At 54.9% G+C, this 25,962-nt stretch carries 19 protein-coding genes and 1 pseudogene; 8 read left to right on the forward strand and 12 right to left on the reverse strand.

The genetic code is table 11. The annotated features are described in order from the left end of the window. Positions 1 to 29: 29 nt before the first annotated feature. The 3 genes from VN12_RS14765 to VN12_RS14775 all read left to right on the forward strand — a co-directional run bounded on the left by VN12_RS14765 (position 30) and on the right by VN12_RS14775 (position 4,146). Positions 30 to 2,870: a TlpA family protein disulfide reductase gene (locus tag VN12_RS14765; protein WP_168164426.1), complete on the forward strand. Its 2,841-nt coding sequence runs from the start codon at positions 30 to 32 to the stop codon at positions 2,868 to 2,870. After that, complete coding sequence (locus VN12_RS14770) at positions 2,863 to 3,747, forward strand: S-adenosyl-l-methionine hydroxide adenosyltransferase family protein (protein WP_168164427.1); 885 nt, start codon at positions 2,863 to 2,865, stop codon at positions 3,745 to 3,747. Before VN12_RS14765 ends, VN12_RS14770 begins: the two co-directional genes overlap by 8 nt. A gap of 111 nt (positions 3,748 to 3,858) precedes the next feature. After that, positions 3,859 to 4,146 (forward strand): adenosylmethionine-8-amino-7-oxononanoate aminotransferase, encoded by a 288-nt coding sequence (locus tag VN12_RS14775; RefSeq protein WP_146677551.1) that lies wholly within the window; start codon positions 3,859 to 3,861, stop codon positions 4,144 to 4,146. A gap of 21 nt (positions 4,147 to 4,167) precedes the next feature. Here the strand turns inward: VN12_RS14775 and VN12_RS14780 are convergent, their stop codons facing one another. After that, on the reverse strand, positions 4,168 to 5,478 hold the full coding sequence (locus tag VN12_RS14780) for a flavin monoamine oxidase family protein (RefSeq protein WP_240491436.1): 1,311 nt from the start codon (positions 5,476 to 5,478) through the stop codon (positions 4,168 to 4,170). Between the two features lie 166 nt (positions 5,479 to 5,644). After that, complete coding sequence (locus tag VN12_RS25865; RefSeq protein WP_168164429.1) at positions 5,645 to 6,049, reverse strand: hypothetical protein; 405 nt, start codon at positions 6,047 to 6,049, stop codon at positions 5,645 to 5,647. A 270-nt stretch (positions 6,050 to 6,319) separates the two neighbouring features. Here VN12_RS25865 and VN12_RS14790 point away from each other — a divergent pair, with 270 nt between their 5' ends. Beyond that, positions 6,320 to 7,153 carry a transposase gene (locus VN12_RS14790; protein ID WP_168164430.1) on the forward strand — a complete coding sequence of 278 codons (834 nt, stop codon included), beginning with the start codon at positions 6,320 to 6,322 and terminating at the stop codon, positions 7,151 to 7,153. A 588-nt stretch (positions 7,154 to 7,741) separates the two neighbouring features. Here the strand turns inward: VN12_RS14790 and VN12_RS14795 are convergent. Next, positions 7,742 to 8,899: a hypothetical protein gene (locus VN12_RS14795; RefSeq protein WP_146677554.1), complete on the reverse strand. Its 1,158-nt coding sequence runs from the start codon at positions 8,897 to 8,899 to the stop codon at positions 7,742 to 7,744. Between the two features lie 447 nt (positions 8,900 to 9,346). On the opposite strand from VN12_RS14795, the gene VN12_RS14800 reads away from it, so the two are divergent. Continuing rightward, on the forward strand, positions 9,347 to 10,975 hold the full coding sequence (locus tag VN12_RS14800) for a hypothetical protein (protein ID WP_146677555.1): 1,629 nt from the start codon (positions 9,347 to 9,349) through the stop codon (positions 10,973 to 10,975). Positions 10,976 to 11,476: 501 nt separating this feature from the next. Here the strand turns inward: VN12_RS14800 and VN12_RS14805 are convergent. Next, a complete protein-coding gene (locus VN12_RS14805; protein WP_146677556.1) occupies positions 11,477 to 12,982 on the reverse strand; it encodes a TolC family protein in 1,506 nt (501 codons plus the stop codon). 162 nt (positions 12,983 to 13,144) lie between these two features. Beyond that, positions 13,145 to 14,050: a DUF4105 domain-containing protein gene (locus VN12_RS14810; RefSeq protein WP_146677557.1), complete on the reverse strand. Its 906-nt coding sequence runs from the start codon at positions 14,048 to 14,050 to the stop codon at positions 13,145 to 13,147. Positions 14,051 to 14,308: 258 nt separating this feature from the next. Here VN12_RS14810 and VN12_RS26820 point away from each other — a divergent pair. Beyond that, a pseudogene (locus VN12_RS26820) lies at positions 14,309 to 14,761 on the forward strand (fasciclin domain-containing protein); the annotation flags it as partial. Beyond that, on the forward strand, positions 14,747 to 15,178 hold the full coding sequence (locus VN12_RS26825; RefSeq protein ID WP_409994280.1) for a fasciclin domain-containing protein: 432 nt from the start codon (positions 14,747 to 14,749) through the stop codon (positions 15,176 to 15,178). The pseudogene VN12_RS26820 and the gene VN12_RS26825, both read left to right, overlap by 15 nt. 138 nt (positions 15,179 to 15,316) lie before the next feature. On the opposite strand, the gene VN12_RS14820 is transcribed toward VN12_RS26825, so the two are convergent. The 6 genes from VN12_RS14820 to VN12_RS25870 all read right to left on the reverse strand — a co-directional run bounded on the left by VN12_RS14820 (position 15,317) and on the right by VN12_RS25870 (position 23,402). Next, entirely contained in the window at positions 15,317 to 16,426 is a 1,110-nt protein-coding gene (locus tag VN12_RS14820) for a WD40 repeat domain-containing protein (RefSeq protein WP_146677559.1), read from the reverse strand. A gap of 39 nt (positions 16,427 to 16,465) precedes the next feature. Beyond that, positions 16,466 to 17,836 (reverse strand): DUF1501 domain-containing protein, encoded by a 1,371-nt coding sequence (locus VN12_RS14825; RefSeq protein WP_205855051.1) that lies wholly within the window; start codon positions 17,834 to 17,836, stop codon positions 16,466 to 16,468. A 40-nt stretch (positions 17,837 to 17,876) separates the two neighbouring features. Continuing rightward, on the reverse strand, positions 17,877 to 19,607 hold the full coding sequence (locus VN12_RS14830) for a DUF1549 domain-containing protein (protein WP_146677560.1): 1,731 nt from the start codon (positions 19,605 to 19,607) through the stop codon (positions 17,877 to 17,879). A 107-nt stretch (positions 19,608 to 19,714) separates the two neighbouring features. Then, the gene (locus tag VN12_RS14835) at positions 19,715 to 20,644 is read right to left on the reverse strand and encodes a hypothetical protein (RefSeq protein WP_146677561.1); all 930 of its coding nucleotides are present in this window, start codon (positions 20,642 to 20,644) and stop codon (positions 19,715 to 19,717) included. A 39-nt stretch (positions 20,645 to 20,683) separates the two neighbouring features. After that, positions 20,684 to 22,159 (reverse strand): decarboxylating NADP(+)-dependent phosphogluconate dehydrogenase, encoded by a 1,476-nt coding sequence (gene gnd, locus VN12_RS14840; protein WP_146677562.1) that lies wholly within the window; start codon positions 22,157 to 22,159, stop codon positions 20,684 to 20,686. Between the two features lie 397 nt (positions 22,160 to 22,556). Beyond that, a complete protein-coding gene (locus VN12_RS25870) occupies positions 22,557 to 23,402 on the reverse strand; it encodes a hypothetical protein (RefSeq protein WP_168164431.1) in 846 nt (281 codons plus the stop codon). Here VN12_RS25870 and VN12_RS25875 point away from each other — a divergent pair. Then, positions 23,401 to 24,894 (forward strand): DUF11 domain-containing protein, encoded by a 1,494-nt coding sequence (locus VN12_RS25875; RefSeq protein ID WP_168164432.1) that lies wholly within the window; start codon positions 23,401 to 23,403, stop codon positions 24,892 to 24,894. The two genes, VN12_RS25870 and VN12_RS25875, sit on opposite strands and share 2 nt — an antisense overlap. 156 nt (positions 24,895 to 25,050) lie before the next feature. On the opposite strand, the gene VN12_RS14850 is transcribed toward VN12_RS25875, so the two are convergent. After that, a complete protein-coding gene (locus VN12_RS14850; protein WP_146677564.1) occupies positions 25,051 to 25,962 on the reverse strand; it encodes a dihydrodipicolinate synthase family protein in 912 nt (303 codons plus the stop codon).

Consider the following 25,962-nt stretch of genomic DNA (forward strand, 5'->3'; position numbering starts at 1 on the left):
CATTCTTTCCATGCCAAAGAACTTCCTGGATGCTCCAAATCGGAGTATGTCTCGGGCTCGCGCTGGGCCTGCTTGGCATCGCGCCGAGCGCTCCGCATTCGTTCGCACAAGTAAACGAGAATACGCCGAAAAGGCTTGGAACCCTTCGACTCGTCGGTGGCGATGTACTCAAAGGTGGTTTTGAGGTCTCGGGTGCAACAGGTAGTTCGGATGGAGGGTTGCATTGGCATTGTCCCAGTTTCGCGATGCCCGTTGCCATCCCGTGGGAGAAAGTAGAATCGATTGCATTGGACCGACCATTGCCGTCTGCTGAAACAACGTCGGCCACTGCCGTGGCTCGCGAAGGGGTTCCTCGGTTTGTTGTGGAGTACTGGTCGGGTGGTTGTGTCACGGGCGAAGTGGAATCGATGGACGAGAGTTCTATTCGATTGAGATCCAGCCGCTTTGGTAGCAAAGACATTCCCCTCACCTCGATCCGGACATTGTTGCGGGTTGTAGATGGGCCCGCGAAAGAGGCTGGGATGATCCCGCCCGAATCTTGGACACAAACCATTCCACGAGCCGAGTCCGAATCGGATCAACGATGGAACGTTCGTGTCGGATCCATCCAAACCGAAACTCCAGGCACTTCAATCGAGCAGCGTGTCTTTCTGCCCGATGTGAATGCGATGGAGATCGATGTCGCTTGGACACACTCCAGCCCGAATTGGATCCTAACACTTGGGGCTCCAAAGAAATTGGAGTTGCATGTGCGCAAGATCGAGCATCGCAACGCTCTGAGTGTCACATTGCTTTTCGAAGAGAATGAAAACGCCGATTTGGCAACCGCTATCATTCCGTTCGAAGGTTTGGAGTCCATGCGTCTTCGAATTCTCTCAGACTATATCCGTGGACAATTCGCACTGGTTTGGAAGGGAAAGACAATTGCGGAGATTCGAGGTAAGGAAAAGCAGCGAAGCGCTGGGGTGCAGTCCCTGGTTTTGACCAATGTCGCGCCAGGTGGAATGCAGTTGCGAGAACTGCGGATCTCGCGCTCGACGTTTTCCATCGATTCGAGTTCGTTGGATCCAGTCGCTTTGGAGAATTCTTCGGTTCCAAAAATCATCCTCTTCAATAGCGAAGACTTCGCGGGATTTCCAACCGACTTTCAATCTGCCGATAGCAGTTTTGGCTTGGCCGGATCGGCCAGCGCACTCGGGCGCATTTCCCTTGCAAATGTAGAACGCATCGAGTTCCCTCGCAAAGCAGAGCAGCCGGTGTCCAATCGATCGGTTTTCTTCGTAGAGCTGGAGAATGGGAATAGGTATTCGTCGCATCGGATCGAAGCGGCAGGAAATACGTTTCTTCTCAAGGATACGCCGATCGCCCTCGATATCGTCTGCCCAACGTCTGAGATCATTGCCATTCATGCTCAGCGATGGAACGAAGAGCCAGCAGGTTGGCTCACTCAGCCGGGACGATCCATGCGGATTTCAACCGAACATGTCACCGCCTTGGGAGAACTCGTCGGGCATTCGCACCCAAATAAGTCCGAGCGAGGGATCTCTGTATTCGGGTGGCGCATCGCACCGGATCTTCTTTCGCTCCCTTTGAATGAAAAGGTGAGTGGAACGATCGATATCTTTACGAGGCCGGCTTCCGGTGGAGAGAACCCGGCGGCCGCCAAGCTTTCCCCCCAGTCTCGCATGGAGCGATTTGGCCGTCTTCTCCAGCCGGGTGAGCCAGCCCTTTACCTAACTTCAGGGGACAGTATTCCGGCTCGATTGGATCAGCTTCGCGATGGTCTTCTCGAAGTCGCGAGCGAGTTCTTTGGAAACACGACCATCGGATCGAGTCATGTGCGTGGGTTCCGTTACCTCGTCTATACGGGAACCGATGCACTGCAGGAAGATGTCCTGCAACGATTGCTCACGGTTCCTCGAGCCCAACGCAGCGATCCTCCAACGCATCTAGTTGTGTCCCGGGAAGGGGATGTGGTGCGAGGCAAGCTTATGGAATTGGACCCGGATTCCCTGGTGCTCGATGTGCGAGGTACCCCTCAACGCTTTTGGAGCAAGAACATCGCGGAAGTCATTTGGCTCGCGCCGCCCCCGGAGCTTGCGCCAACAGACCCGATCGGGCTAGAAGCCAACTCTCAACCCGAGCCGCCAGTCGATGCACCCATGACCTGCCAAGTCGTGATGGAACTGGGGACTGTCCTTTCCATCGTTCCCGAATCGATTGCCGAGGGGGTAATTTGCGGTCGCCACCCACAATTGGGGGAATGCAGATTGCCTCTTACAAGCTGCTCTCGGATTCTTTTTGGAGACGAGATCGCCTCCAACGCCCGATCGAGCCAATACTCGAAATGGGCGCTCCGCCACGCCATCGACCCCAAATTCATTTTAGAAGAAAAAGAAGCCGCCGATGCAGCCGCTGGACGATCGAAATGGATTGGGCAACAAGCACCAGATATCCAAGTCGAACGGCTGGATGGCACCCCCTGGAACTTGACGAGTCGGAAGGGAAAAGTCGTGGTCGTTGATTTTTGGGCGAGCTGGTGCGGACCCTGCATGAAGAGCTTGCCCGAAGTTGCCAAGATCGCGAGCGACTTTGCTCCGAGCGACGTCGAATTCCTCGCCTTGAACCTGGAGGAAGCACCGCAAGTGGCGCGCGCGGTGGCATCTGCCATGGGACTGCAGGAATGGACTGCTATTGATCGCGATGGTTCGATTGCCAAGTCGTATGGTGCAGCCGCTATTCCCTATACCGTTGTGATCGGCACAGACGGGATCATTCGGGCTGTGTTTATTGGTAGCACACCCGATACCGCCAATCGTTTGAGGGAGACGATTGCGAAAGCCCTCGCGGGAGACTCCAGCGTTGAGTAGTAACGAGTACTCTCCCGCCATCATCGCGTTGACAACCGACTTTGGAGCGAGCTTTTACGTCGGACAATTGAAAGGAGTCTTGGCCACCTTGGCTCCGCAAGCTCGCGTAATCGACCTGACACACGAAATCGAACCGCAGTCCATTCGTCACGGTGCCATCGTTCTTCAGGACTCGATACCCTGGTTTCCCAAAGGTTCCATCCACATCGCGGTGGTGGATCCCGGAGTCGGAACCGATCGGAGGCTCGTCGTTGCCGACTTCGACGGTCGACTTGTAATCGGGCCCGATAATGGTCTTCTCTCAGCCCTCGCTGCGGACAGCCCTCCACGACGAATTGTCCAGCTGAACAAACCCGAATACTGGGCCACACGGCCGAGTGCAACCTTCCATGGGCGAGACATCATGGCGCCAGTGGCTGCGTACTTAGCAAATGGTGGGGAAGTAGAAGCGCTCGGCGATCCGCTACAGACCTTGCATCCGAGCCCTATCCCCCAAGTGGCGTATCGATACGAGTCGGACTTGGAAATCATCGAAGGAGTGGTCTGCATGGCTGACCGCTACGGTAATGTTCTGACCAATGTACGAATTCAGGACTTGCCTGCGTTGACGCAACCTCGTGCCATTCATGAATGGAAACTCGTTATCGAAGGTTTGGAGAATCCCCATCCGGGTCGAATCGATCGACGCGAGATTTCCATCGTGAACACTTATGGAGACGCCAATTCTGGCGAATGGGTCGCCTTGATTGGCTCGTCGGGGCGGCTGGAAATCAGTATTCCAAATGGCAACGCTCGGGACTGCCTTGCCGGCGGTCTTCGTCGCTTTCATATGGTTCGGAAGGGGACGATTGATCCATCGTCAAGTTTTTCACGCTAGCTAAACACCCTCGTCACATGGAACTTTGCTACAATGCGTCGACCCGAAGAACCCCCGTTTCGCGATCGTTGATCTGCATACTTCCAATTCGCAATTGAAAAGTCGTCAGCCGTGGCAGCAAAGATTACCGGAAGCGTCGTAGATATCAGTCCCAGCGGTGATTTGATTACGGATCTCACGGCAGAGCGACTCGTTGGCATCGGCCATTCGGAAGAGACGAAGATTGTGGTCGATGATGAGTTCGAGACTTTCGGTATTTATGGTCCCGAACATCAGCAGCCGGAAATGACGCTCATCGCGATTTTGGAAGATGGCCAACCGTTGCGATTGCACTTGGTCTCCGATTCGGCGTCGATGATGTTGGGGGTTAAAAAAGGGGCTCCCGTTCAAGTCCACTAGAACATTCGTTGTTCGCTCGTATCAGTCGGCTTCGACTCCATCCCGTCTCGCAATGCGTTTTGCTAACGACGCACCGGAATGCAGCGCGCCTTCCATGTAACCAACGAACTGGTAGCAGCAATGCTCGCCGGCGAAATGAAGCCGCCCGATTCCTTGGTGAAGTACCGGGCCCAGCGTGGTGATCTCTCCCGGAGCCGGAAACGAATACCCGGCTCGGGTCCAAGGATCTGCGATCCAGTCCATGAACTGCCCTTTCATAAAACACTTTGTGTATCCAGGGAACAACAGCTCCAGTTCCTTCACGTAAGCTGGTTGCCGTTCCGCAGCGGCGCGGCGATGCAGAGCTTCCGCTCCCGGACCACCACTAAAGGCGACGAGCGCAACCGATCCCGTTTCGTCCTGACCATCGGTTCCATGCCAAGTTTGTGCGATCTCACCATCTGAAGTGGCATCGGGTGATAAACCGGCAGCTCGCCAAAAAGGCTCGCGGACGACGGAGAGGAATTTGACATTGGCTCCCATTTGAGGCAGAAGAGTTTCAGGCAATTCGGGGGTGAATCGAATCGACGACCAAGTGCTCGGTGGTGTTGCCAACACAACGTCATCGGCTTCATGACGCTCACCACCCGCATCGACGATGGTCACGTGCTGTTTATGGATCTGAATCTCGCGAATGGGGCAATCAAGTCGGAGTCGCTGGTCGCCAAGTTCCTCAGCGAGGCGATGTGCGTAGCTTTGATTCCCTCCGTCCAATCGATATAGTTCCGTGTCTGTCCAATAGCGGTCCAAACCTCCACCCTTGACCTGCGCGAGATTGCAGAGATGGCTCTGACGACTCGCCGACACGCCGTTGTCTGATGTGAATTGCAGAGTCAGCAATCGTTTGGCTAAATCGGAAACTGGAAGGTCTGCGATCCAATCGGCTGTGGTACGCCTGTCGAGCTTTGCGGCATCGATGCTCTTCCAAGGCTCCTCGGCGTCGATTTCGAGGGCTTCTTTGGTCATCTGAGAGTAAGCAGAATCGCATTCCGCCTCTATTCGGCGCGCTTCTTCGTCGGGCAGTTTCCGACCCTCGAGGATCATTGGAAAGGCGGCGTCCTCGTCTTGGATATCGAGGAACTCGAATCCAAACTTGGCAGCGTACGCTAGGATGTGAGGATGGTTCGATCCCAGCAGTTCACCCCCTCCCTCAACGTTCTTGCCAGGAATCAAGTTCTTCAAACTAAGGACTCTTCCTCCCACACGTCTCCTGGCCTCGAAGACTTTTACGTTGTAACCAGCGCTCGCCAGCTCGTAAGCGCACGCGAGTCCCGAGAAACCTGCCCCGACCACAAGGACTGTTGGCCTGGGTGCAAGCCCCGTCGATCGGGCGAAGAGAGGTGTTTGAGACGACAAAAGTCCGGTGCCCGACGCGAGACCCAGTTTCAGAAGCTCACGCCGGGTGAGAGTGGACTGGGCTCGCGCTTCAGCGATCCGTGCAGATGAAAAAAAAGGCGTTTCATAACTCGCAATCCGATCTCACGTTGAACGAGTCGCCAAGCTCGTTAGTTACGAGTGCTTTGCAATAGTCCTGATCGTCGTCGACAGGCAGTAGTTGTAATAGATCAATGTGCCGGGTCAATGTGAAGTGACGTGGTGAAGTGACGTGGTGAAGTGACGTGGTGAAGTGACGTGGTGAAGTGACGTGGTGAAGTGGCGTGGTGAAGTGGCGTGGCGAAGTGACGTGGCGAAGTGTGTGGTGGCGAAGTGTGATGTGGCGAAGTGTGATGTGGCGAAGTGTGATGTGGCGAAGTGTGATGTGGCGAAGTGTGATGTGGCGAAGTGTGATGTTTTGTAGAGCGGGTTTCCAGGACCGCTCAATATAGCCGAGTGGGGTGGGACTGGACGCCTCGACATATTTCACTTTGTTCCTAGCTCTTAGCACCAAGAGCGACGAACGTCAGGCAATCGAAGCCTTGCTCGAGCGTCATGCCGCCATGTGCACCGCTGGACATACATTCAAGCCACATTGGCATCCTAATTGCCCGCCAATCCTGCTTCCTAGTCCTCGATCAAGCGAAGTTTGGTTGAGGTCGTTTTAGATTTGCGTAAAAAAACCTGAAACCTCCCGGCGTTTTTGCAGTTTAACGAAGTAACAACAAATCGATTAAGCCACACACACGGAGGGTTTCAGGTGAAGTTAAGTTTCGCAAAACGTATCGGCGCACGCAAGAAGCAAACCCTGAAAAGGCTCGCAGCAGCAAGGGAGAATCGATTCTCTCGTGGTATCTCGAATCCGAATCCGGTTCTCGCTACCAACTCTGTCAAATACGAACTTGCAGATCGCACCCATGCCATCAGCTACGCTGGTGTCTCCGCCAAGCTCAAGCTCGCCGAGCATGCCGGATTGACCGATGCCATCAATCATCGTGTCCAACTCTTAAAGTCACATGCTCCTTATCATGAATCCGACCACGTCCTCGCGATGGTTACGAATGTTCTATGCAATGGATCGAGGCTCGAGCATTTGGAGCGTCTTCGAAACGATTCGACATTCCTCGATGCGATCGGTGCCGATTCGATTCCTGATCCAACCACGGCAGGCGATTTTTGCCGTCGATTCCATCAATCCGACATCGACTCCCTGATGCAAGCTATTAACGAAGCCAGGATCAACGTATGGAGGCAACAGGATGATGCGTTCTTTGACCAAGCCCTTATCGATGTCGATGGCGTTATCGTGGCAACTACAGCCGAGTGCAAAGAAGGAATGGATATCTCGTACAAGGGGAGCTGGGGATACCACCCTTTGCTGGTCAGCTTAGCCAACACCAAAGAAGTATTTGCGATTGTGAATCGCAGCGGTTCGGTTCACAGCGCTCACAACGCGGCAGCCTACTTAGATAAGGCGATCTGCACTTGTATCGCTGGAGGCTTCCGACGCATTCGAATACGAGGAGGCTCAATCGCAGGCACCCACCTAAGGAGGCTCAATCGCAGGCACCCACCTAAGCACCATCCTGGCTAAGTCTCCAAGGGGGGAGTCGGAGCTAGCGGAGCCGGTTGCCAGTTGCCGGTTGCCAGTCATTCCCGATCATTCCCGATAGCAGGCACCCACCTTTTGGGGGGAGGTTTCTCGCAAAGGCGCCAAGACGCAACGAAACGCGATCACCAAATCCGAGGCACCCACTCATTGCGGCGCAATGATCACCAAATCCGAGGCACCCACTCATTGCGGCGCAATCGTTCTTCAAATAGTAGGCACCCACCTATTGCAGCGCATTCTCAATAAGAAGGCACCCACCTTTTGTCGGAATGGAATGACTCAATAGCAGGCACCCACCTTTTGATAGCAGGCACCCATCTTTTGGACGGAGGGGGGAGCATGGGCTTTGAAATGGAAGTGGGGGCGGGATTGGCCTGGGGGGCTGGAATTCGGGGGGATTGGGCTCGGATGGGCGCAGCGGCGAACCGGCCCCGAAGATGAAGGAGGGTGATGGGTGGGAGACTGAAGAGCGAGTGTTCTGGCTCAGGCTCCAAGGTGGGGAACCGGAGCTAGCGGAGCCACTTGCTCCTGGCTCCTTGCTACTGGCCAGTTGTCGCGAATCGCTCCCCGCTAGGCGAAGCAAGCGGCAGCTTGGCGCTGGCCGCGACTCCAGCGTTTGTGGGTCCGCTCCGCGTCGGCGATCATCGCCTTGGGATTCCCACTACAACGGCTTGTCCCAAAGTACTTGGTGTAGTTCCACACCAAGTCGCACCACATGCTCGGTTCCACTCCCAAGCCGGTAAACAAGGGCTCTAAGGATTCAGGAACCGGACACACGCTCCCTGGCGGATGATCCTGCTGCTTAGCTGTCCATTGCAACAACTTCACATAGTCCTCCAGGTTCATCGTCAAGAACCCTCGGTTGCTGGCGCGCAGACCATTGGTGCTGGCCTGCGGATCAAACGCGTCCACTTCGGGGTCGAGCGTCAAAGGGGCCAACCAGGCGTCTCGGGGGACCAGTGGACGGGGGCCAGTCTGCTTACGAGCCTTCTTCTGCTCCTCGAGCGTCATCTTGGTCCTCCTCGCGATCGATTCCTCCCGGGACAAGGGAATACGATCCAGAGCCGAGGATTCGATCATCGCTCCCTTGGCAGCCTCGATTCGATCGAATACCGAAGTGTGCATCGAGAGTTCGATTGTTGCGGCCAGGTTCGCGCGCAAGACATTGAGATCCACATACATGGCGCAGGCCAGCAAACCCGCTTCATCGAGAAGCCGCTTCGCTTTGAATCGGCCATCCCAGAAGCAGCCACTGCATTCATCTTCTGCATTGGCTCGCCTGGCGATGACTTCTGCGAGAGAACGCATGAACCAAGAGATATCGGAGAGTCGGCTGCGATACTCTTGGATCTTCTCGGGATTGGCTACAGCGCTTCGGACATCCTCCTCGTTGGGCTCGGCCAAGACATCGAGGATTCGGGTGCCTGGAAAGAGTCTTAGCCAGCGGGTGGCGACTTCTACGTCGGACCAAGTCTTCACGACATCGGGGCGATTGCGGAGGATGACATGGAGGTGATTGGATAGGACGGCATATTGGAGAACATCGATACCGAAGACAGAGGCCAGGGATTCAAGGCGCTGGCGAATCCATTCTCTGCGGTGGGTGTAGTCTTTCTGGGTGAGCTGATCGAAGCCAGTAAGAAAGGCACGACGGACACAGCGATGGTAGCAATGAACAAGGCAGATTTCGTCGCTGACGAACTGCTCACAGCGGAGCGTGCTGGACATGGTGGATTTCTCCAAGAAGTTCGGGGTGTAGATCCCATCACCTTATGGGATTGAAGGAAGGGATGCAACCAAATAGGTGAACTTTTTGGAGAGGGGTAAATGAGAGGCACCCACCTAATGGGGGGGAGGGAGGTTTCTCGCGAAGGCGCCAAGACGCAAAAGGGGAGGGGCGGGGATTCGGGGCACCCTCCTAGTCAGAGGGGGGAATAAGAGGCACCCACCTTTTTGATAGCAGGCACCCACCTTTTGGAGGGAGGTTTCGCGCGACGGCGCAAAGACGCAACGAAACATTCCCGATAGCGGGTGCATTTGCTTTTATGGCCTAAAGCTAGCATGTCTTGTTTGATGCTAGCAAACAGTGTTGCGACGGCTTTCGCATTATAATGATCACTACCGCTTACCGTGCTGTGATGATTGGGGTTTCTTCCCAACGACACGGAGGCGATCATGCGAAGGTGGAATGTGTTCGACCGCGTAGGACCTGAAGTCAATAATCCCAATCAAACAATGGGGATGTTTCTTGCCGAGGCGTATCAAAAAATTGCCCAGCTACAAGTGATTCTCAACAACGACCCCATGCAAATGGAGTTCGTCGAACAGCAGGTCAAAGAATTGTTCGACCTCGGAGCGGGGCTGTGTCTTACTGGGATGATTGCCAATTCCATGAATTCCAAGGAGCACGGTAAGCGTTGCGAGGAAACACGATTGGAATACGCAATACCGCTGCGAGCTGGACATGAACGACAAGTCGAAGTCCATCTCGGCGCTGGCCATATCAGCTACGCAGCTACCCTCTACTGTCAACCGAAATCTCCAGCCGCAAGTCGCGAAGATCATACGCCGGGACTCGATATCGATCTAAGCCAGTATGGCTTTTCAGAGAACGTTTCTCCTTGGCTTGTATCGAAAGTGTGTCGGACAGTGGCGTTGGCCCCATCGCTTGATCAAGCATACGTCGAATTGCAACGAGACGGTATTCAGTTAACGCGAACAACGATCGACCGTATCGTCTCTCGCGCAGGATCGGAATCCCTAACCGTCCGGGAACGAATGCTGGAGCAATTTGAGCGCGGCGATATGAAGCAAGGTTGCGAATTCACTGGAAGGCGAGTATCGGTGCAAATTGACGGTGGCCGGACGAGAACACGCGGCGTCCTGGAATGGATCGATCCTGTGGAAAACTTTGGAAAAACCCAATCGCAAGTCACAGGCGAGCTAAGTGCGGGACGCTCCAAGGAAACGCGTAGATCCAGTCGTTTTCAGGCCGATTGGCGAGAACCAAAACTGCTAATCATCTACGCGCACGATGACAATGGACGAAGAGACGAAGCGGTTCGAGTTCTGATCGATGGCTCATTCGGTGACGCGGACTATATGGAACGACTAATCAGCATGCACCTCCATCGCTTGGGAGCCAATAAAGCAAAGACGATTACGTTCAATAGCGACGGTGCGACTTGGATCTGGGGACGGATCGATTCGATACTTGCTAAAGCGAAGGTGGAATCCGCAGTGGTTGTCAATCAAGTGCTTGACGTGTGCCACGCCGTAGAGAACCTAGGCAAAGCCCTCCAGCCCTTGGATCGTTCTTTGAATGCTGCTGGGGAAAGTGAACCATCGAATTCCAATGAACTGCGAAGTCGATTGCGAGATGGTCAATGGTCGCAGGTTGTCGAAGTGCTCACTGCTCGGCTAAGTCAGGCCGAGGATCTATCCTCTGCCGATCGATCAGAAATCAAACGAGTCATCGAATACATTCGTAGCCACGGGGAGGCAGGACGCCTGGGCTATCCGAAGTTCAAGCTGATGGGACTCCCACTTGGAAGTGGATCGATTGAGAGCGCGATACGTCGAGTGATCAATCTTCGGATGAAGAACAGCGGAACGTTTTGGCGAATTCAAAAGGCAGAGAAGATACTTACGATCCGATCATCGATACTGAGTGGCAGATGGGATGATGACCGAGCGGTGGTCAAGTACGAAATGAAGCGGAACCGAAAGCAAGCACTCCCAAAACTTGACGAGTCGCCAAGACCGAAATCCGATGCGCGTCAAAGAACTCAGAAATCTCAATGATTACCACACCGCAAAAGTGCCATAAAAGCAAATGCACCCCCCGATAGCAGGCACCCACCTAACGAGAGAGGGAAATAAGAGGCACCCACCTTTTGGGGGGAGGAGGGAAATAGAAGGCACCCACCTTTTGGGGGGAGGGAACGTGGCGCCCAGGTATAGGGAGAGTTTCCAGAATGCTTGGGAACATCGTGGCAGCGGGCGCGCGGTCAGCCATTCGTTTGATCCGTTTTGCGATCAGCCCTGCAGATCGTTCAAGGGAAAGCAAACGCTTTCCACGATTGTTCGCGGGTGCTTTATGACGGCGTTACAGGATGGTACGCGCTTGACTGTTAGCTGAAATGGAGCAACAGACTTGCGGGATGCCTCTTTATTGAGGAACAGTTCGCTTGCGGGGCGATAGGACTCAACCGCCGTCTACGAGTTGCCGAGCGGTGTGCATCCATCGCAAAGGTAGCCATTGTGAAGAACGATCGCGACGGTCCTTCGTTCTCCAACCGCTGTTTATTGCTGACTGAAGGCTTGATCGCGGAGCGAAGCGTCGCCGCTATTGTCCTGAATCGGGTCGAAAGCTCCGGTCAATCCAAAGTTCTCGACGCTCGTTTGTGCCAACAGAAGATCTCGTTCTGCATCGATGGCTTGAAGGCGGAGTTCGAAGTAGGTCCGGCGAATGATCAGAACTTCCAAGAAGTCCGTTTCGCCTGCTACATAGGCTTGGTTAGCCAGATCGAGCGATTGTTGGATATCGGGAAGGAGTTGTTCGCGATAGCGAATCAATGCGGCCTTTGCAGATTCGTAGTTTCCTGACAACCTTCCCACTCGAGCGCGCAGAGCTCTATCGATTCGCTCCACCTCCAATTGCGCGATGTTGTAATCGGCTTGGGCTGCCGCGATGTTACCTTGATTGCGATTGTGCGTATTCAGGGGCGCGGAGACCTGGGTGTTGATCATCCCCGACTCGGTTCCATTATCGACACCAGCGCCAATCTGAAATGTTAAGTTCGGTGTCGCTTGCACGTTCTGCCTTCGAAGATTGGCCGAGGCTCTTTCGAGATTCGCCGTAGCCACTTGAAACTCTGGATTCGTTCCGCGAAGCTGAACAAGCATCGCGTCCCAATCGATCGAATCGACCGGTGCAGCGAGTTGTCCAGAAACTTCAGACGGATTGATCTGTGGGATACCAACTAAGGCAGCTAACTCAGCCGCATATCCATTCGCCAACGCACGGGCCTGCTCCTGTTGCATTCGGATTTGATTCCATTGGGTGCTTGCCTGGAGGACATCGATTTGCGACCCCTCTTTGGCCTGCTTGCGCAATTCCGTCAACTCCAAGGCCTTCCGCGATGCATCCGTGAATTCAGCCAATGCTACCTCTTTGGTCCGGGCCGCCAGCAACTGAAAATAGGCAGTGCGTACATCCGCGAGAATCCTGCTTCGCTGCGACTCCACCTCGCTGAGCTGGCCTCGGACTCGAGCGTTGACTACACGCCGGCTCCACTGCAGCTTGTCTCCAGTGACAAACTCGCGTTCCAGAAATAGGGTGTGCTGATCGGTCCCTTGGTCCGCCAGCTGTTGCCCCGAGTATCCTAAATTCGGATTGGGTCGCAGACTGACCTGCTGTCGATAGCCAGCGGCCTTGCAAGCGCTCCACTCAAGCTGCCGAAGTGTAGGACTATTTTGAATAGCAAGATCTTCCAATTCCTCAAGACGAAGGTTCGCGGTCGAAGTTGTATCGAGAGTAACTTCCTTGGCGATTGCTAACGCTTCGAAGGCCGCAGGCTGCACAGCTGAGGGTTCTTTCACCACAGCAGGTACTGTTGCATCAGCCACACGCGCTTGCGGAACCGGCTCGCTTTGTATATCCACCGATTTGGACCAGGGAGCAAAGTTCGGGAATTTCATCGATGGCCCTGTCTTACCGGCCGTTGCGCACCCAATCGTTGGTATCAACAACCCCATCAGCAGACTGCGTCGAAACCATTCGGATTTGGAAGTTGGCTTTGCTTGCATACGATGAACTCCTAAACGAACACTTGTAGCCGTGGAGGTATCGGTGTTTCTCGTGCAAGGATCGCAAACCCAACCCGCTTTCTTGCGCGGGGCCTGTCGCGGCGCACCAAAGAAAACGCACAGTCGTTTAACTCACGTGGAAATGCTAGCTACTCAGAAACGCTAGCGTAATGCGCGAATCCGTGCAGAGAGATCGGGGCTATCGGAGTTTTGCTTGGCAACCCATGTGATATTCGCAGCGGCTTTGGTGGCCTCGAAGCCGCCAATGGTCTCAATCAGACCGAGTTCGTAGGCAAGCCGGTCCGAATGACCGGGGAGAATGACGCGCCAATCAAAGGGGATCTTGCCCGGCCGTAGCTTGTTCACATGTTGCACCAAATTCGTCGTGCAGTTGTTTCGGAGCGTGTCATAGAACTCGGGCTCTCGTTGTAGCTTATTGGCGCGCGCGAGCATATCTACCAGCAAGTCTTGTACTTGATCGGGGGTCGCTCTGCCGCGATACAGATAGACCTCCACATTGCGTACATTGGTCCTGAGGGGAATGACATCTCTTTCGTCGGCGATAACGTACATCAATTCGAAACGATTCGATGCACCACGTAGAGGAGAGTACGACTCCCCTTCATCGAGCCTAGCTTCCACGGAGATGGCAAAGTGCTGGCCATTGGCAAGCCCGAAGCTGAGCATCGTGTGCGCGAGCAGGGTCGTTTCGCGAAAAGGAACGACAATGAAATCGATCGTTCTAACATCTTGGAGTTGGAACCGAAGATCATAATGCCTGACGTCGTAATCATGCTCGCTTCGATAGCGGCAATCGCGTACATGACGGATCGTTATCTCGCTCCCATCGAATTCTGCAAAAGGGAGAATTGTTAAATCGGGGCGCCAGATTCGATCCATCGACTTGGGGATTTGGCGATTCGGACGAAGCGTTCCAAGAATCCCTTGGGAGTCCGAGCTTCGAGGCTCGATCCAGCGTCCTGTGCAGCCCGAGACCAAGACAAAACACGTGGCCCATGATACGAAGCGAGCGAGCATCCGTGCGATGGGAATAGCTTCTCGTTTCATGGGGCCTCCAACCGCTGGATCGCTTCTAGGAAGCGGCAAGTGATAGCACTTGTAGGAATGCGGGGTCAAGATGGATCATCTACGTCGCTTCTCCCTCCTCGTGATTTCAATTAACAAATTCTTGAATCCAGCCGGTTGACACCGCCGTACAATCCCCACGATGGCTCGCGACCGTTAGTTCCAGTTACCAATCGGTAACCGATCATTTCTCCAGATCAAACGTAGTGGATTGCAAGAATGAAGACAAAAATTTTCGGTATGGCGTTAGCTTCTTTCGTTGGTTTCAGCTCCTTCGTGTTGGCTGAAAAGAATATTGTTGAAACCGCTGTTGAGGCTGGTAGCTTCAAGACCTTGGCGGCCGCGCTGACCGCTGCAGATTTGGTTGACGCAGTGAAGGGGCCTGGTCCTTTCACTGTCTTCGCACCTACTGATGAAGCATTCGCAAAGCTTCCTAAGGGGACTGTCGAAACGTTGCTCAAGCCAGAAAACAAGAGCAAGCTGCAAGACATCTTGAAGTACCATGTTGTCAGCGGCAAAGTCATGGCCGCAGACGTCGTCAAGGTCAAGGGAGCGGTTGCTCTCAACGGGCAACGTATCGATGTGAAGGTCGATGGTGGCAAGGTCAGCGTTGACAATGCAAATGTTGTGAAAACCGATATTGGTTGCACCAATGGTGTGATTCACGTCATCGATTCCGTGATCCTTCCTGCTTCCGATCCGATTCCTGCAGTTGCTGACAAAGCAGGTAAGTTTAAGACATTGCTGGCAGCGGTCAAAGCTTCTGGATTGGCTGAAGCATTGAGTGGCGAAGGTCCTTTCACCGTCTTCGCACCTACCGACGAAGCCTTCGCAAAGATCCCATCTGCAACCCTCAACGATTTGCTCAAGCCTGAGAACAAGGAAAAGCTGGCCACGATTCTGAAGTACCACGTGGTATCGGGACGAGTTTACTCTGAAGCCGCTGTTGCTGCCAAGTCTGCGAACACCCTCCAAGGTGCTGCTGTTGCGATCAAGGCAACCGACAAGGGTGCGTTCGTCAATGATGCCAAGATCATCGCAACCGACGTCGACGCGTCGAACGGTGTGATCCACATCATCGATTCGGTGATTATGCCCCCAGCCAAGTAAGTTTGGACGGATTGGATTGCGATTCCATCGTCTGTTCCATATTCAAGAAGGGTAGGTTTTTGACCTACCCTTTTTTTATAGATAACGCCTAGCAGATTCGACCCACTCCACGAAGCAACTTCTTCGCACAGCGTCCCATTATGTAACAGGTTGCTTGAGAGCGTACGTTTCGAGATACCCGAAGTCGGGAAACTTTCCATCTTTGGGCTGCGGCTGGCCTTGCATGCCAGCCAAATAAAGGGTCGCTCCATCGCGGCTAAATCGCGCCTGGGTAATTCGCATTCCTGTCTTGGCCTGCCCGATCAATTCACCCGACTTGCCATCGAATACTCCAAGATTCCAATTGCCTCCCCTCAGTCGCCCTGCCATAACAAAAAGATGCCCCTGGGGATTCCATGCGAGCGTTTCCATTAGACCTTCACCCGTTTGATCATCTTTGGATTCCGCGACCTTCTCTACCGGATTCGCCCGCCAAGCAAATTTTTGCCATCGCTGTTTTCCGTTCCCGGCCATCGGATCCACCATCTCCCCCATGCCGGCTGCGTACAGCGTTTCACTATCTGGCGAAAACGAGACAGCGTAGATTCCGCCGATATAGCAGTGGCTCTTGATCACTCCCCAACTGGAAAAAGCCGGTGTCCTCCAGCGTGCCAATTCTTTTCCGGTTGTCAATTCCCAGACCGCCAAATCGCCCATCAGATTTCCCGCCGCAACGAATCGAGAGCTGGCGTCGATTGCAACACATTGCACCGATGGCAGCATGTGCATGGCGTGCACCGTTTCTCCGGTGGCGGCATCGAACACCCTGACGGTTGGCTCTTCCGAAGGAAGTGGCTCGTATTTTTCCGAGCCTGCCAAATATTGACCGGTTACGGAAGCGACCCACTTTTCGTCGGGAGACATCGCCATATCCCATGACCAAAACGGGTGGATCTTTTTTTCAAGACTGAGGGGTAGTTCCGTCTGAGAGGGACTCGGATCCATTGACCGGACGTGAAGGGTGCCGTCATAGGCCGCAGTGATCAGAGATTTCGAACTTTTGCGAATCGCGATGCTGGAAACGTAGCTGGCGTGGGAACCGATCCGAATGGGTTTCGGTTTGGGTCCGTCTGTTTCCACCGGAATTTCGCAGCGGTAGATGCCATCCATGCAAGCGGTAAATACGCTGCCTGAATCCTCCTCCACCGCGATATCAAGAATTCCCATTGGAAATTGGATGCGGCGCGTGCGGGTGAGTTCGATAGACATAGGGAGATTGCAGGAAACGATACGAAGGAGGATGGATAACTAGGCCAACAATTCTGCGATCGGCGCAGCGTCTTTTTCGACGCGGTTGAAGGTCGGGAAGTCGGGGAGGTTGTAGGTCTCATAGGGATCCAGTCCGAGGGCTGTATAAATCGTCGCAAACAGTCTCCGTTGATCGACGGGACTGTCCGAGACTGCCATTCCATTCTCATCGGTCGATCCATAAACCACTCCCTTCTTGATTCCACACCCCGCCATCGCCAAACTCCATGCGTTTGGGAAATGGTCGCGTCCCCTCGCTTCGTTCAGCCAAGGCGTTCGTCCAAACTCGCCCATGATGAGGACCAAGGTATCGTCGAGCATCCCTCGCTCCTCCAAATCGTGGATCAGATGGAACACGATGCGATCCAACTCAGGGACCAGCATCTGGTGGGTTTCGTGATTAAGAACATGGCAGTCCCATGGCATTCCATTGGCCACCATCACAAAGGTGGATCCATTTTCAATCAGGTGCCTAGCGAGAAGCGTGTGCATTCCAAAGGTTCCGGGCCCGTACTTCGCGCGATCGGTCGGAGGCAATGCATCGAGATCGAACAAGGGTGCTGCCTGCATCAATCCCTTCACCCGCTCATAGACTGCGTTGTAGGAACCTATCGCCGCCGATCGATGATCATTTTCGAATTTCTTGCTTAGAAAGGCACGTACCGCTTCGCGATCGGCATGATCTGCAGCGGATAGCCCAGCGGGTAACTCGGTGTTTTCGATCTTGTACTGACCACCGAAGCGGACTGGACCATATTCAGCCCCAAGCCATCCAGCCCAGTTCGCCGCTTTGAAGGATTTGAATTCATTCCCTTCTGGACAAGGATCGAGCAACACAAACTGCGGAACGGGACTATCCAGTTGCCCCAACTGCTGCGCCAGTACCGAACCGAGAATGGGTCGCGTGAACGGGGGGCGAGGGGGCTCACCGCGTGTGAGCAAATCGATCCCTTGAAAGTGCTCGCTCGCATCGGTCGACATCGAACGCACGACCGCTAACTTATCGAGGATCGTCGCGCACTTGGGCATCAACTCGCTAATTCGGACTCCGGGAATACAAGTCGGGATTGTCCCGAATGGACCACTGGTCGGTCGTCCCGGCTTGGGATCCCATGTCTCGAACTGGCTTGGAGCACCGCAAAGCCAAAGCAATATGCACTTCTTTCCTCGCTTCGTCGCACTCTCGGCAAAGGTGGGTACGCTGAAAAGGCTTTGGAAACTGGCGACGGATGCAGCGCCCGCTAAACTTCCTTGGAGAAAAAGCCTCCGGTGCAACCGATGGTCAATACTGCCGCACGGAGCGGTAACCGAAGACATCGGTTCCGATGACGGGCTCGGAAATCCTAGATTGTTGGTCGAAGCTCTTTCCATGTTCGTTTGTTCCCTTTAACAGGGCAAAACTCATATTCATCTAGTGATTGAATCGAAACTCGGCACTGGTGAGGAGCGCCCAAACCAGGTCGCTGACTGCACGAGCGCGCCGCTCTCGACGATCCTCCAAGAAACTACGCAATCGCTCTGATTCTTCCTTGTCAGGTTGTCGCCCGACCGTCCGCAAGAACAATTCCATCACCAAGGAATCCTCGGCCCTGCTTTCTTCCCCGACCAGTCGCTCCATCCACAACGAATTTTCCGGAGCGAGAAGCTCATTGAGCCACGATCCGTTGGTGAGCATCAAACTTTGTGACACGTTCGACATCGATTCCTCGGGTAGAACATCGGGGAATCGCTTTGCAAAGTCGGTTCGGTGCTGCCTATTGTTCCACTTATTTTTCTCTTTAGGCTCCAGCACTGCTAACAGAGACCGCTGAAGCATTTCCGCCGTAAGTGGCTTTGGAATCGAATGGGTAAACCACTTGGGATCGACCGATCCGCTCACCGCAGAGGATAATTGGTAAGTATGGGTCATCGCCAGTCCCTTGATCAAGCGACGGACATCGTATCGCGATGCAACAAAGTCTTGTGCAAGCCACTCGAGCAACTCCGGGTGACTCGCAGGATGGTAACTGTCGATCGCGTCCACGGGATGAACGAGTCCACGCCCCATCATCCAGCCCCACATTCGATTCACCATGGACTTGGCCAATAGCGGATGATCGTGAAGCACTTTGTCGATGAACGCTTGTCGGCGTGAAAACTTCGGAACGCGATATTCGTTCTTTTCGATCGACACATAGAGATCGGGGCTATCTTCTACTTTCGCATCTTTCTCGGGCCGCGGCTCGTCCACCCGCCGATCGCCCAGGAACACCAATTCGTTGGGATATGATTCCCCTTCCACGTTGCTGAACTCGGAGAATCCACCGATCGCAGATTCCGACAACATGGGCTTCTCGTGGGAGCCAACATTCTTGGTCCGATTAAAAAAGGCCACCAAGCCCCAGTAGTGTTTTTGGAGTATTTCGGACGATAGGGGGTGGTCATGGCACTGGGCGCAATCGATCCGAACACCAAAGAAATCCTTCGAGACAGCCTCTGCGATTGCCTCCGGTTTTTCCTTGCGTGCAAACAGATACCAATGGGCTCCTCGATCCTCTTCACTGCGCGCTAGCAGAATCTCTTCGGCGACACGGTCCCATCGCTTATTCTCCCCGATGGAATGTTCCAAGTAGGCGAACCATCCCGCCTCGGTCCGTTTGCTCAATTCTTCGCGGCTGGTGCGACCGATCAAGATCGCATCGTATACCTCCGCAAAATGGATGGAATGCTCGGGACTTGCCAAGAGGCGATCGATCAGGCTCTCCCGTTTGTTGGCGAGATTCTCCTTCAAGAATTCCTCGCGTTCTGCCAGGGTCGGGATTCGCCCGATCAGATCCAAACTGACGCGTCTGACAAACTCCTCGTCAGTGCAGACCTCGTTCCCCGCCACTTTGGCGTCTCGCCAACCCTTTTGGATAAAACGATCGATCGCGTTGTAATCCAGGCTCGGAGCGGCCGCGACCGGAGACTCGAATGCCCGACCCTCCGGTGCAGCATCTTGTCCGATCGATGGCTTTGAAGGCAAACCTGCCGCGATTGCAACCGCTATGACGCACCACAGAATCTTGTTTGGAAACCAGTGCCTATTGGTGGCGGCCAGGTTGGTTCGCATCGACAAAGACTTGGACCGGTGATCAAAATGCGTGATTCGAGTTCGAACCATGGGGAGAACCTACGGAAGCCACGGCGTTGTGTGTCGCCGCAGCCATCGGGGAGAGGCAATGGGGTGGGTAAGGCGAGGAGTCTCTATTGTACTGAAGGCGAAAGCACTTAGCTGCGGAAAACGACCAAATCGCTCACGCGGTCGACTAGTTCCCTCACGGTATCATGAATCCACAGATGGGCGGCGTGGGGGTTGGTGTTTTGAACCCGAATCCCCGCCAAGGTATCGCGAGGAGCGTTGTGAACTGGCCGATGGGATGCGAGGTAAGCATCGATAGAGATCGCTTGGATTCCTTGATCAAACCATCGGAGCCAGTCGTTCAATTGAGCGGATGACGACGTAAGCCAGAGCGGGCAAGTTCGTTTGGAGTCATTGCGAGCCTTTACCCCTTTCGTCAAACAGCGACTGACATCGTCGAAAGTGAAGCACGCTTCGGGAAGCAAGTCATAGCAAGGAGCGTGGATGATTTCGATCCAGTCCACACCGCTGTCGACCATGAATCGCACGTCTTCGTAGATGGTTCCTTCCGATGCGATGATAGCGGCTCCGACTGGCACACCGGGTTTGCAACAACCGCGGATTGCATCCACTTTGTGTGCCAGATCTTCGATCGCATGGATTTCGATCGGCATCGCTGGCCTCCAACGAGAGTAACGATTTGCCGCTCCTTTATGAAACGGGATGCCGTAGAACTGCAATTGGATCGCCGCAGCGCGCTCGATCGATTCGAAATCGATCGGCGTATCGATTTCGATCGTAGCGATCCGTGCGACGCCCGTCGGAGAGTTCGTCGGGGCGTTCGTCGCAGGGGCATCGATCCATGGTATCCGATGCTCTTCACTCGCCTGGATCAGCACGTCGACTAGGCCTGCGCTCAATTGCCCATCGTGAATCACACGGGTATAGATCGGCAAAGGAGCAGCAAATCCTGGCTTGCCATTGGCTGCAATTTGGCAGGCGTGTGCACGGTTGCCCAACGCCGATGCCCCCTCCACCAATGGATCCAAGCGAACCGAAAGAGGCTTGGATTCTGACATGATGGGGAGGGGCTCTCTTACATTAAACGGAGTGAATAGCTACTCAGGCTTCTTGCGAAGATCGAGCCATTCACTGTGGAAGGTGCCAGGTTTATCGACTCGTTGATACGTGTGGGCACCGAAGTAATCGCGTTGTGCTTGGAGCAAGTTCGCAGGCAATCGCGGGAGGCGATAACTGTCGTAGTAGGCCAATGCCGTGGTGAACGCGGGCGCGGGCAATCCGAGATGGGTTGCTGCCATGATCACGGCTCGCCAGGACTCTTGTGCCTTCTCGATGGCTTGTTGGAAGTAAGGATATAGCAGGAGATTCTCTAGATCTGGTTGTGCATCGAAGGCTTCCTTGATGCGATCGAGGAACTGAGCACGGATGATACAGCCTCCGCGCCACAGGAGTGCGCAGTCACCATAGTTGAGATCCCACTTGTGCTCTTTGCTAGCTTCTTGCAATTGCACGAAGCCTTGGGCGTACGAGCAAATCTTGGAAGCGTAGAGCGCTTGTTTGACAGCTTCGACAAAGGCCTTCTTATCCGACACCAATTTTTTGACCGGACCATCAAAGGATGCGTTGTGGGATGACGCAGGACCGGGCAGGACTTTGCTAGCTCGAACCCGTGCTTCTTTGATGGCCGATAGCGAGCGGGCGTAGACAGCGGTGGTCACGAGGGTGCTTGGGACGCCGAGATCCAAAGCGAGTTGGCTCATCCATTTGCCTGTCCCCTTCGCGCCTGCAACATCGAGGATGGTATCGACGAGGTATCCGTTACCACCTTGATCGTCCTTCGCGCTGAAAATATCGCGAGTGATCTCGATCAAATAGCTTTGCAGTTCCCCACGGTTCCAGTCGGCGAAGACATTGTAAAGTTCGTCGTTGGTGAGGCCGGCTGCTTCCTTGAGGAGGAAATAGGCTTCGCAGATCAGCTGCATGTCACCGTATTCGATCCCGTTGTGAACCATTTTCACGTAGTGACCTGCACCGCGAGGTCCTACCCATTCGCAGCAAGGGATATCGTTGTTTGGCCCTACCTTGGCGGCGATGGATTGGAAAATAGGTTTGATAGTTTCCCAAGCCGCTTTGCTGCCGCCGGGCATCAAGCTCGGTCCCTTGAGAGCACCCTCTTCTCCTCCGGAAACTCCAGCTCCGACGTAGAGGAGCCCTTTGCTCTCGACGTAAGACGTACGTCGCTCTGTGTCCGCGAAGTGGGTATTCCCCCCGTCAATGATGATGTCCCCGGGTTCCAAATGGGGGAGAAGCTGTTCGATGAGATCGTCGACGGCTGGTCCTGCCTTGACAAGCATCATGACGAAACGCGGACGCTTGAGATTCTTCACCATCTCGACGATGGAGTGGCATCCGACGAAATTCTTTCCGGCCGCTCGCCCTTTGATGAGCTCATCCACTTTGTCGGTCGTGCGGTTGAAAACGGCGACTCGGTAGCCACGGCTTTCTACGTTGAGGGCAAGGTTTTCACCCATGACAGCCAGGCCGATCAGGCCGAAATCGCAAAGTTCGCTCATTGGAGTGCAGGTTGGAGAAAGAAGAGGAATCGGAAAGAAAGCTGGCAATTCCAGTTGATTTAGAGGCCGGATTTTAGTCCTTAAGCCCGTTCTCAGCAACATCGATGCAGAGTGATCTTCCCTTTGCGGGCGGCTATTTGCTATGACCCAAGCGTGAAGAGTCATCGCCGGGCAGCTAAGGAACCAGCGAATCGTAGCGATGATGCGGCGAAACCATTAGCTTCTGCAGCCAAAAATGTTGGGATGGATCCAATCGTATGGACGGTTCGAAACTCAAAGCGTACTCCCTCGCAGGAAGCGGGATCGCGGCAACCGTAACCATGATTTTTCTTGCGATGGCGTTAGCTCAGCGCGACGCCAGAACGCAGGATTTGGTGCCGATCGACGGTTCCCCTTCCTATGCAAACCAAACGGTCGAAGGCATTTCCCACGATTTGAGCGGAACCCCTGAATCGTGGCCCCCTCCTCCCCCGGTCGTCCGCGGAAACGATTCGATGCCTGGATCGGAGATGGAGGGTAGTAGCTCTCGGATCGCAGACCCGTCGAACCCATTTCGCTCTCCCGCCTCGCTCGTCGCGTACAGCCAGCAGCAGAGGGAATCGCAAGCCTCGTCGCTGGCGGAACCGCCGGGGATTGGATCCGGTCCGAGCCTCCCGTCCCTCGGGGACAGTTCCCCATCGCTCCCGGGCTCCCCTTTGCCTAGCCCTATTCCGAGCAATCCCTTGCCTGGTACCCCGACGTCGACCGACGGAGCACCTACACCTCGTACGTTCCCCTCCGCGAATGCGCTGCCGAGCGATGCGTCCCCAGTGGTACCATCCGATCTTTCGCCCTCTCCGTTCTCCACGCCAAGATCGCTCCCTCCAACCAGTTCGCCGATCCCCAGCACAGCTACCCCTTCGTCGATTCCCTCCATCGAAACGACAAGTCCTTTGACGAACTCGTTGCCTAACTCGCTGCCACCTGAACTTTCCAGCTCGGGTGCATCCAGTCGTTTAGAGACCGATTCATCATCGAACCCATTGGGGTCGGGAGAGGGGCCCGCGACCGCGAGACTGCAACCACCGACCTTGCCCAACCAATCCCTTCCGAGCCAGCCGCTGCCAAGCTCGCCGCTCGGATCTCCAACCAATGCGTTCGCAACACCCCTCGCCCCAGAGAGCTTCGGCTCATCCTCAGCAACACGTTCGGTTTCCGATGTGCCAGAACCGATGCCCACCCCACGTTCGTCAGCAGGAACCATGCCTTCGGCATCCACGCGAAGCTCGTTGTCGGATCGAGGCGAAAGTGCCTCCCTTTCGGCTGTTCCCGTTGGGGCCAATAGCGTGCTCGCTAGCCCTGCCCCGGGTGTGCGGCACCTCGACGGCGCACAAAACCCCAGCATGGAAATTCAGAAGCGAGCACCGGCGGAGGTCCAAGTAGGATTGCCTGCGACTTTCACACTTCTGGTTCGCAATGTCGGCAGCGCGACCGCATTTGACGTAGCGGTGCACGACGCAGTGCCGCGCGGTGCGAAACTGGTCCGCACCAATCCCACCGCACAAGTGGACGGGAACGGCAAACTGCTATGGAAGCTCGGCGAGATTGCCGCCGGAGCCGAACAAGTCCTTACGGTCGAGCTTGTTCCAGAAGCCGAGGGAGAGCTCGGATCGGTTGCGAGCGTCACCTTTGCCGCGCAAGCCTCGGTTCGAACCATGAGCACCCTCCCCAAACTGGCTGTCAAACAGACTGCCGCAGAATCGGTTCTGGGAGGGGAAACCGTTCGCGTTCAAATCGAAGTGACCAACACCGGGACCGGAACGGCGCGGGGTGTTGAATTGGAAGAAGATGTTCCTGCCAACATGCGGCATGCCTCGGGGGTTTCTACCCTCGGCATGACCCTCGGCGATCTTGCTCCTGGAGAATCGGAACGGGTCGAGATCGAATTGACCGCCGTTTCGGCCGGCCAAGCAGTCAATAAAGTTCGGGCCATCTCGACCAATCAAGCAGTCTGCGAATCGTCGGCGACGATCGACGTGGTCCTACCGAAACTTGCGGTCCAACTCGAAGGTCCGCGCCTTCGATACCTTGAACGCCAAGCGAGCTATCGCGCGACGATCTCGAACACCGGAACCGCCATGGCCAACAATGTCGGACTTACCGTTTACCTTCCGCGAGGCATGGAGTTCATCAGCGCGGCAAACGAAGGGACTTACATGCCCGATCAGCACGCTGTGGAATGGTCTCTCGCCGAACTGGCAGCCGGCGCGATGGCTTCCACGGAAGTGGCTCTCCTCCCGGTTCAAGAAGGAGATTTTGTCCTTCGTATGCAAGGGTCTGCTGACGGTGTGAATTCCGATCCGATCGACAAGAAAGTGCAAGTGGAGGGACAGAGCGAATTGGCGTTCTCCATCGAGGACGACAATGACCCAATCGAGACCGATGGCTATACGACCTATCTCATTCGGGTTTCCAACACGGGGACGCGAATGGACAGCGAAGTGCAATTGGTCCTGGAGTTGCCCGAAGGATCGCGATCCGAACAAGTGCATGCACCTGTCAATCATCAAGCGTCGCAGAAAGCGATCGTTTTCGCGCCGATTCCAGCGATGCAGCCAAAGGACCAGCAAGTCTATCGCGTCTCGATTCGTCACACGCGTGAAGGGACGCACGTGGTTCGAGCGCAACTCAAGAGCAAGAATCGCCCGGTTCCTGTCATCAAAGAAGAAAGCACGCAGGTCTATTCGGACAACTAAAGCTGTTACAGATCAGCTTGTTGCGAACAACGTGCGTACGAGTCGCGTGAATTTGCAGAAGCGAATTGCGACTCTATGGGCCGGTATCGCGCTGGCGTTCGGTTACCAGCGATCTAGCGCAACGTACGATGGGGTGTTCGAGGTGGCAGCCCAGGGCTAGGCATGGGAACGGAGTTCGCGGGCGGCGGCTTCGACAAGGGATTGTTGTTCTGGGGTCAATTCGCCGAGCAATGGCTGCATCGGACCGGTTGACGCGATGCCAGCTCCTGCGACCGCGTGGTGCAAAACGCGAATCGGTTGGATCCCGTTTCGCAAATCTTCTAGAGGCCGGAAGATCTCGCGAATCGATTCCGCCTTCGCATAGTCCTTCGCTTGGATGGCCCGCAGCATATCCATCGAAAGTTTGGGGGCCACGCAGACGCAACCGCTGGTGAATCCTGCAACGCCGAAATCGCGCATGTGAATGATGGCGGGCTGTTCCCCAATACCGCTGATGACGATATTCGATGGAACGACATCGAGAACTTCCCTTAAGTAAGGATCGTGTTCCGGCTTATCCAAGACCACAGCATATTTGATCCAGCTGATCAACCCATCGCGGTGCAATTTGCCGACAGTTTCAGGGCTCAACCAACGATCGTGTTTGAGATAGAGAACTACAGGCTTGCCATACGCTTCGGCGAAGCGTCGTACTCCGGTCGCGATACCGCCTTCATCCGCAATCTCTTTTTGCGGGAGGATCATGACGGTTGGAAAGTTGAAGTCGCGCAGCGGTGCTACTTGATCCATCATGACGCCATAGGTCGGGCCAACCGAGGGGATCATGAGGGAGGAGGCTGACGCGCATTCGGCCAGGACCGCTAAAGCATCCGCGTACTCCGACGGACGGATGTGATAGAAGACTGCGTTGCCACCGTACAAGAAAATATGGACTCCACCCGCCTCGATGGCTTGGATGATCTTGGCGTTGTTCGCTTTGCAGATCACCCCTTTCTCATTGCGAGCCATGGGAGGAACAGCGATTACGCTGCTGGAAAGCTTCTCAGGGGTAGCCGGCATCGTCCACAT

Origin of the sequence: Pirellula sp. SH-Sr6A, from assembly GCF_001610875.1 — a bacterium.
Taxonomy (GTDB): Bacteria; Planctomycetota; Planctomycetia; order Pirellulales; family Pirellulaceae; genus JBKCUI01.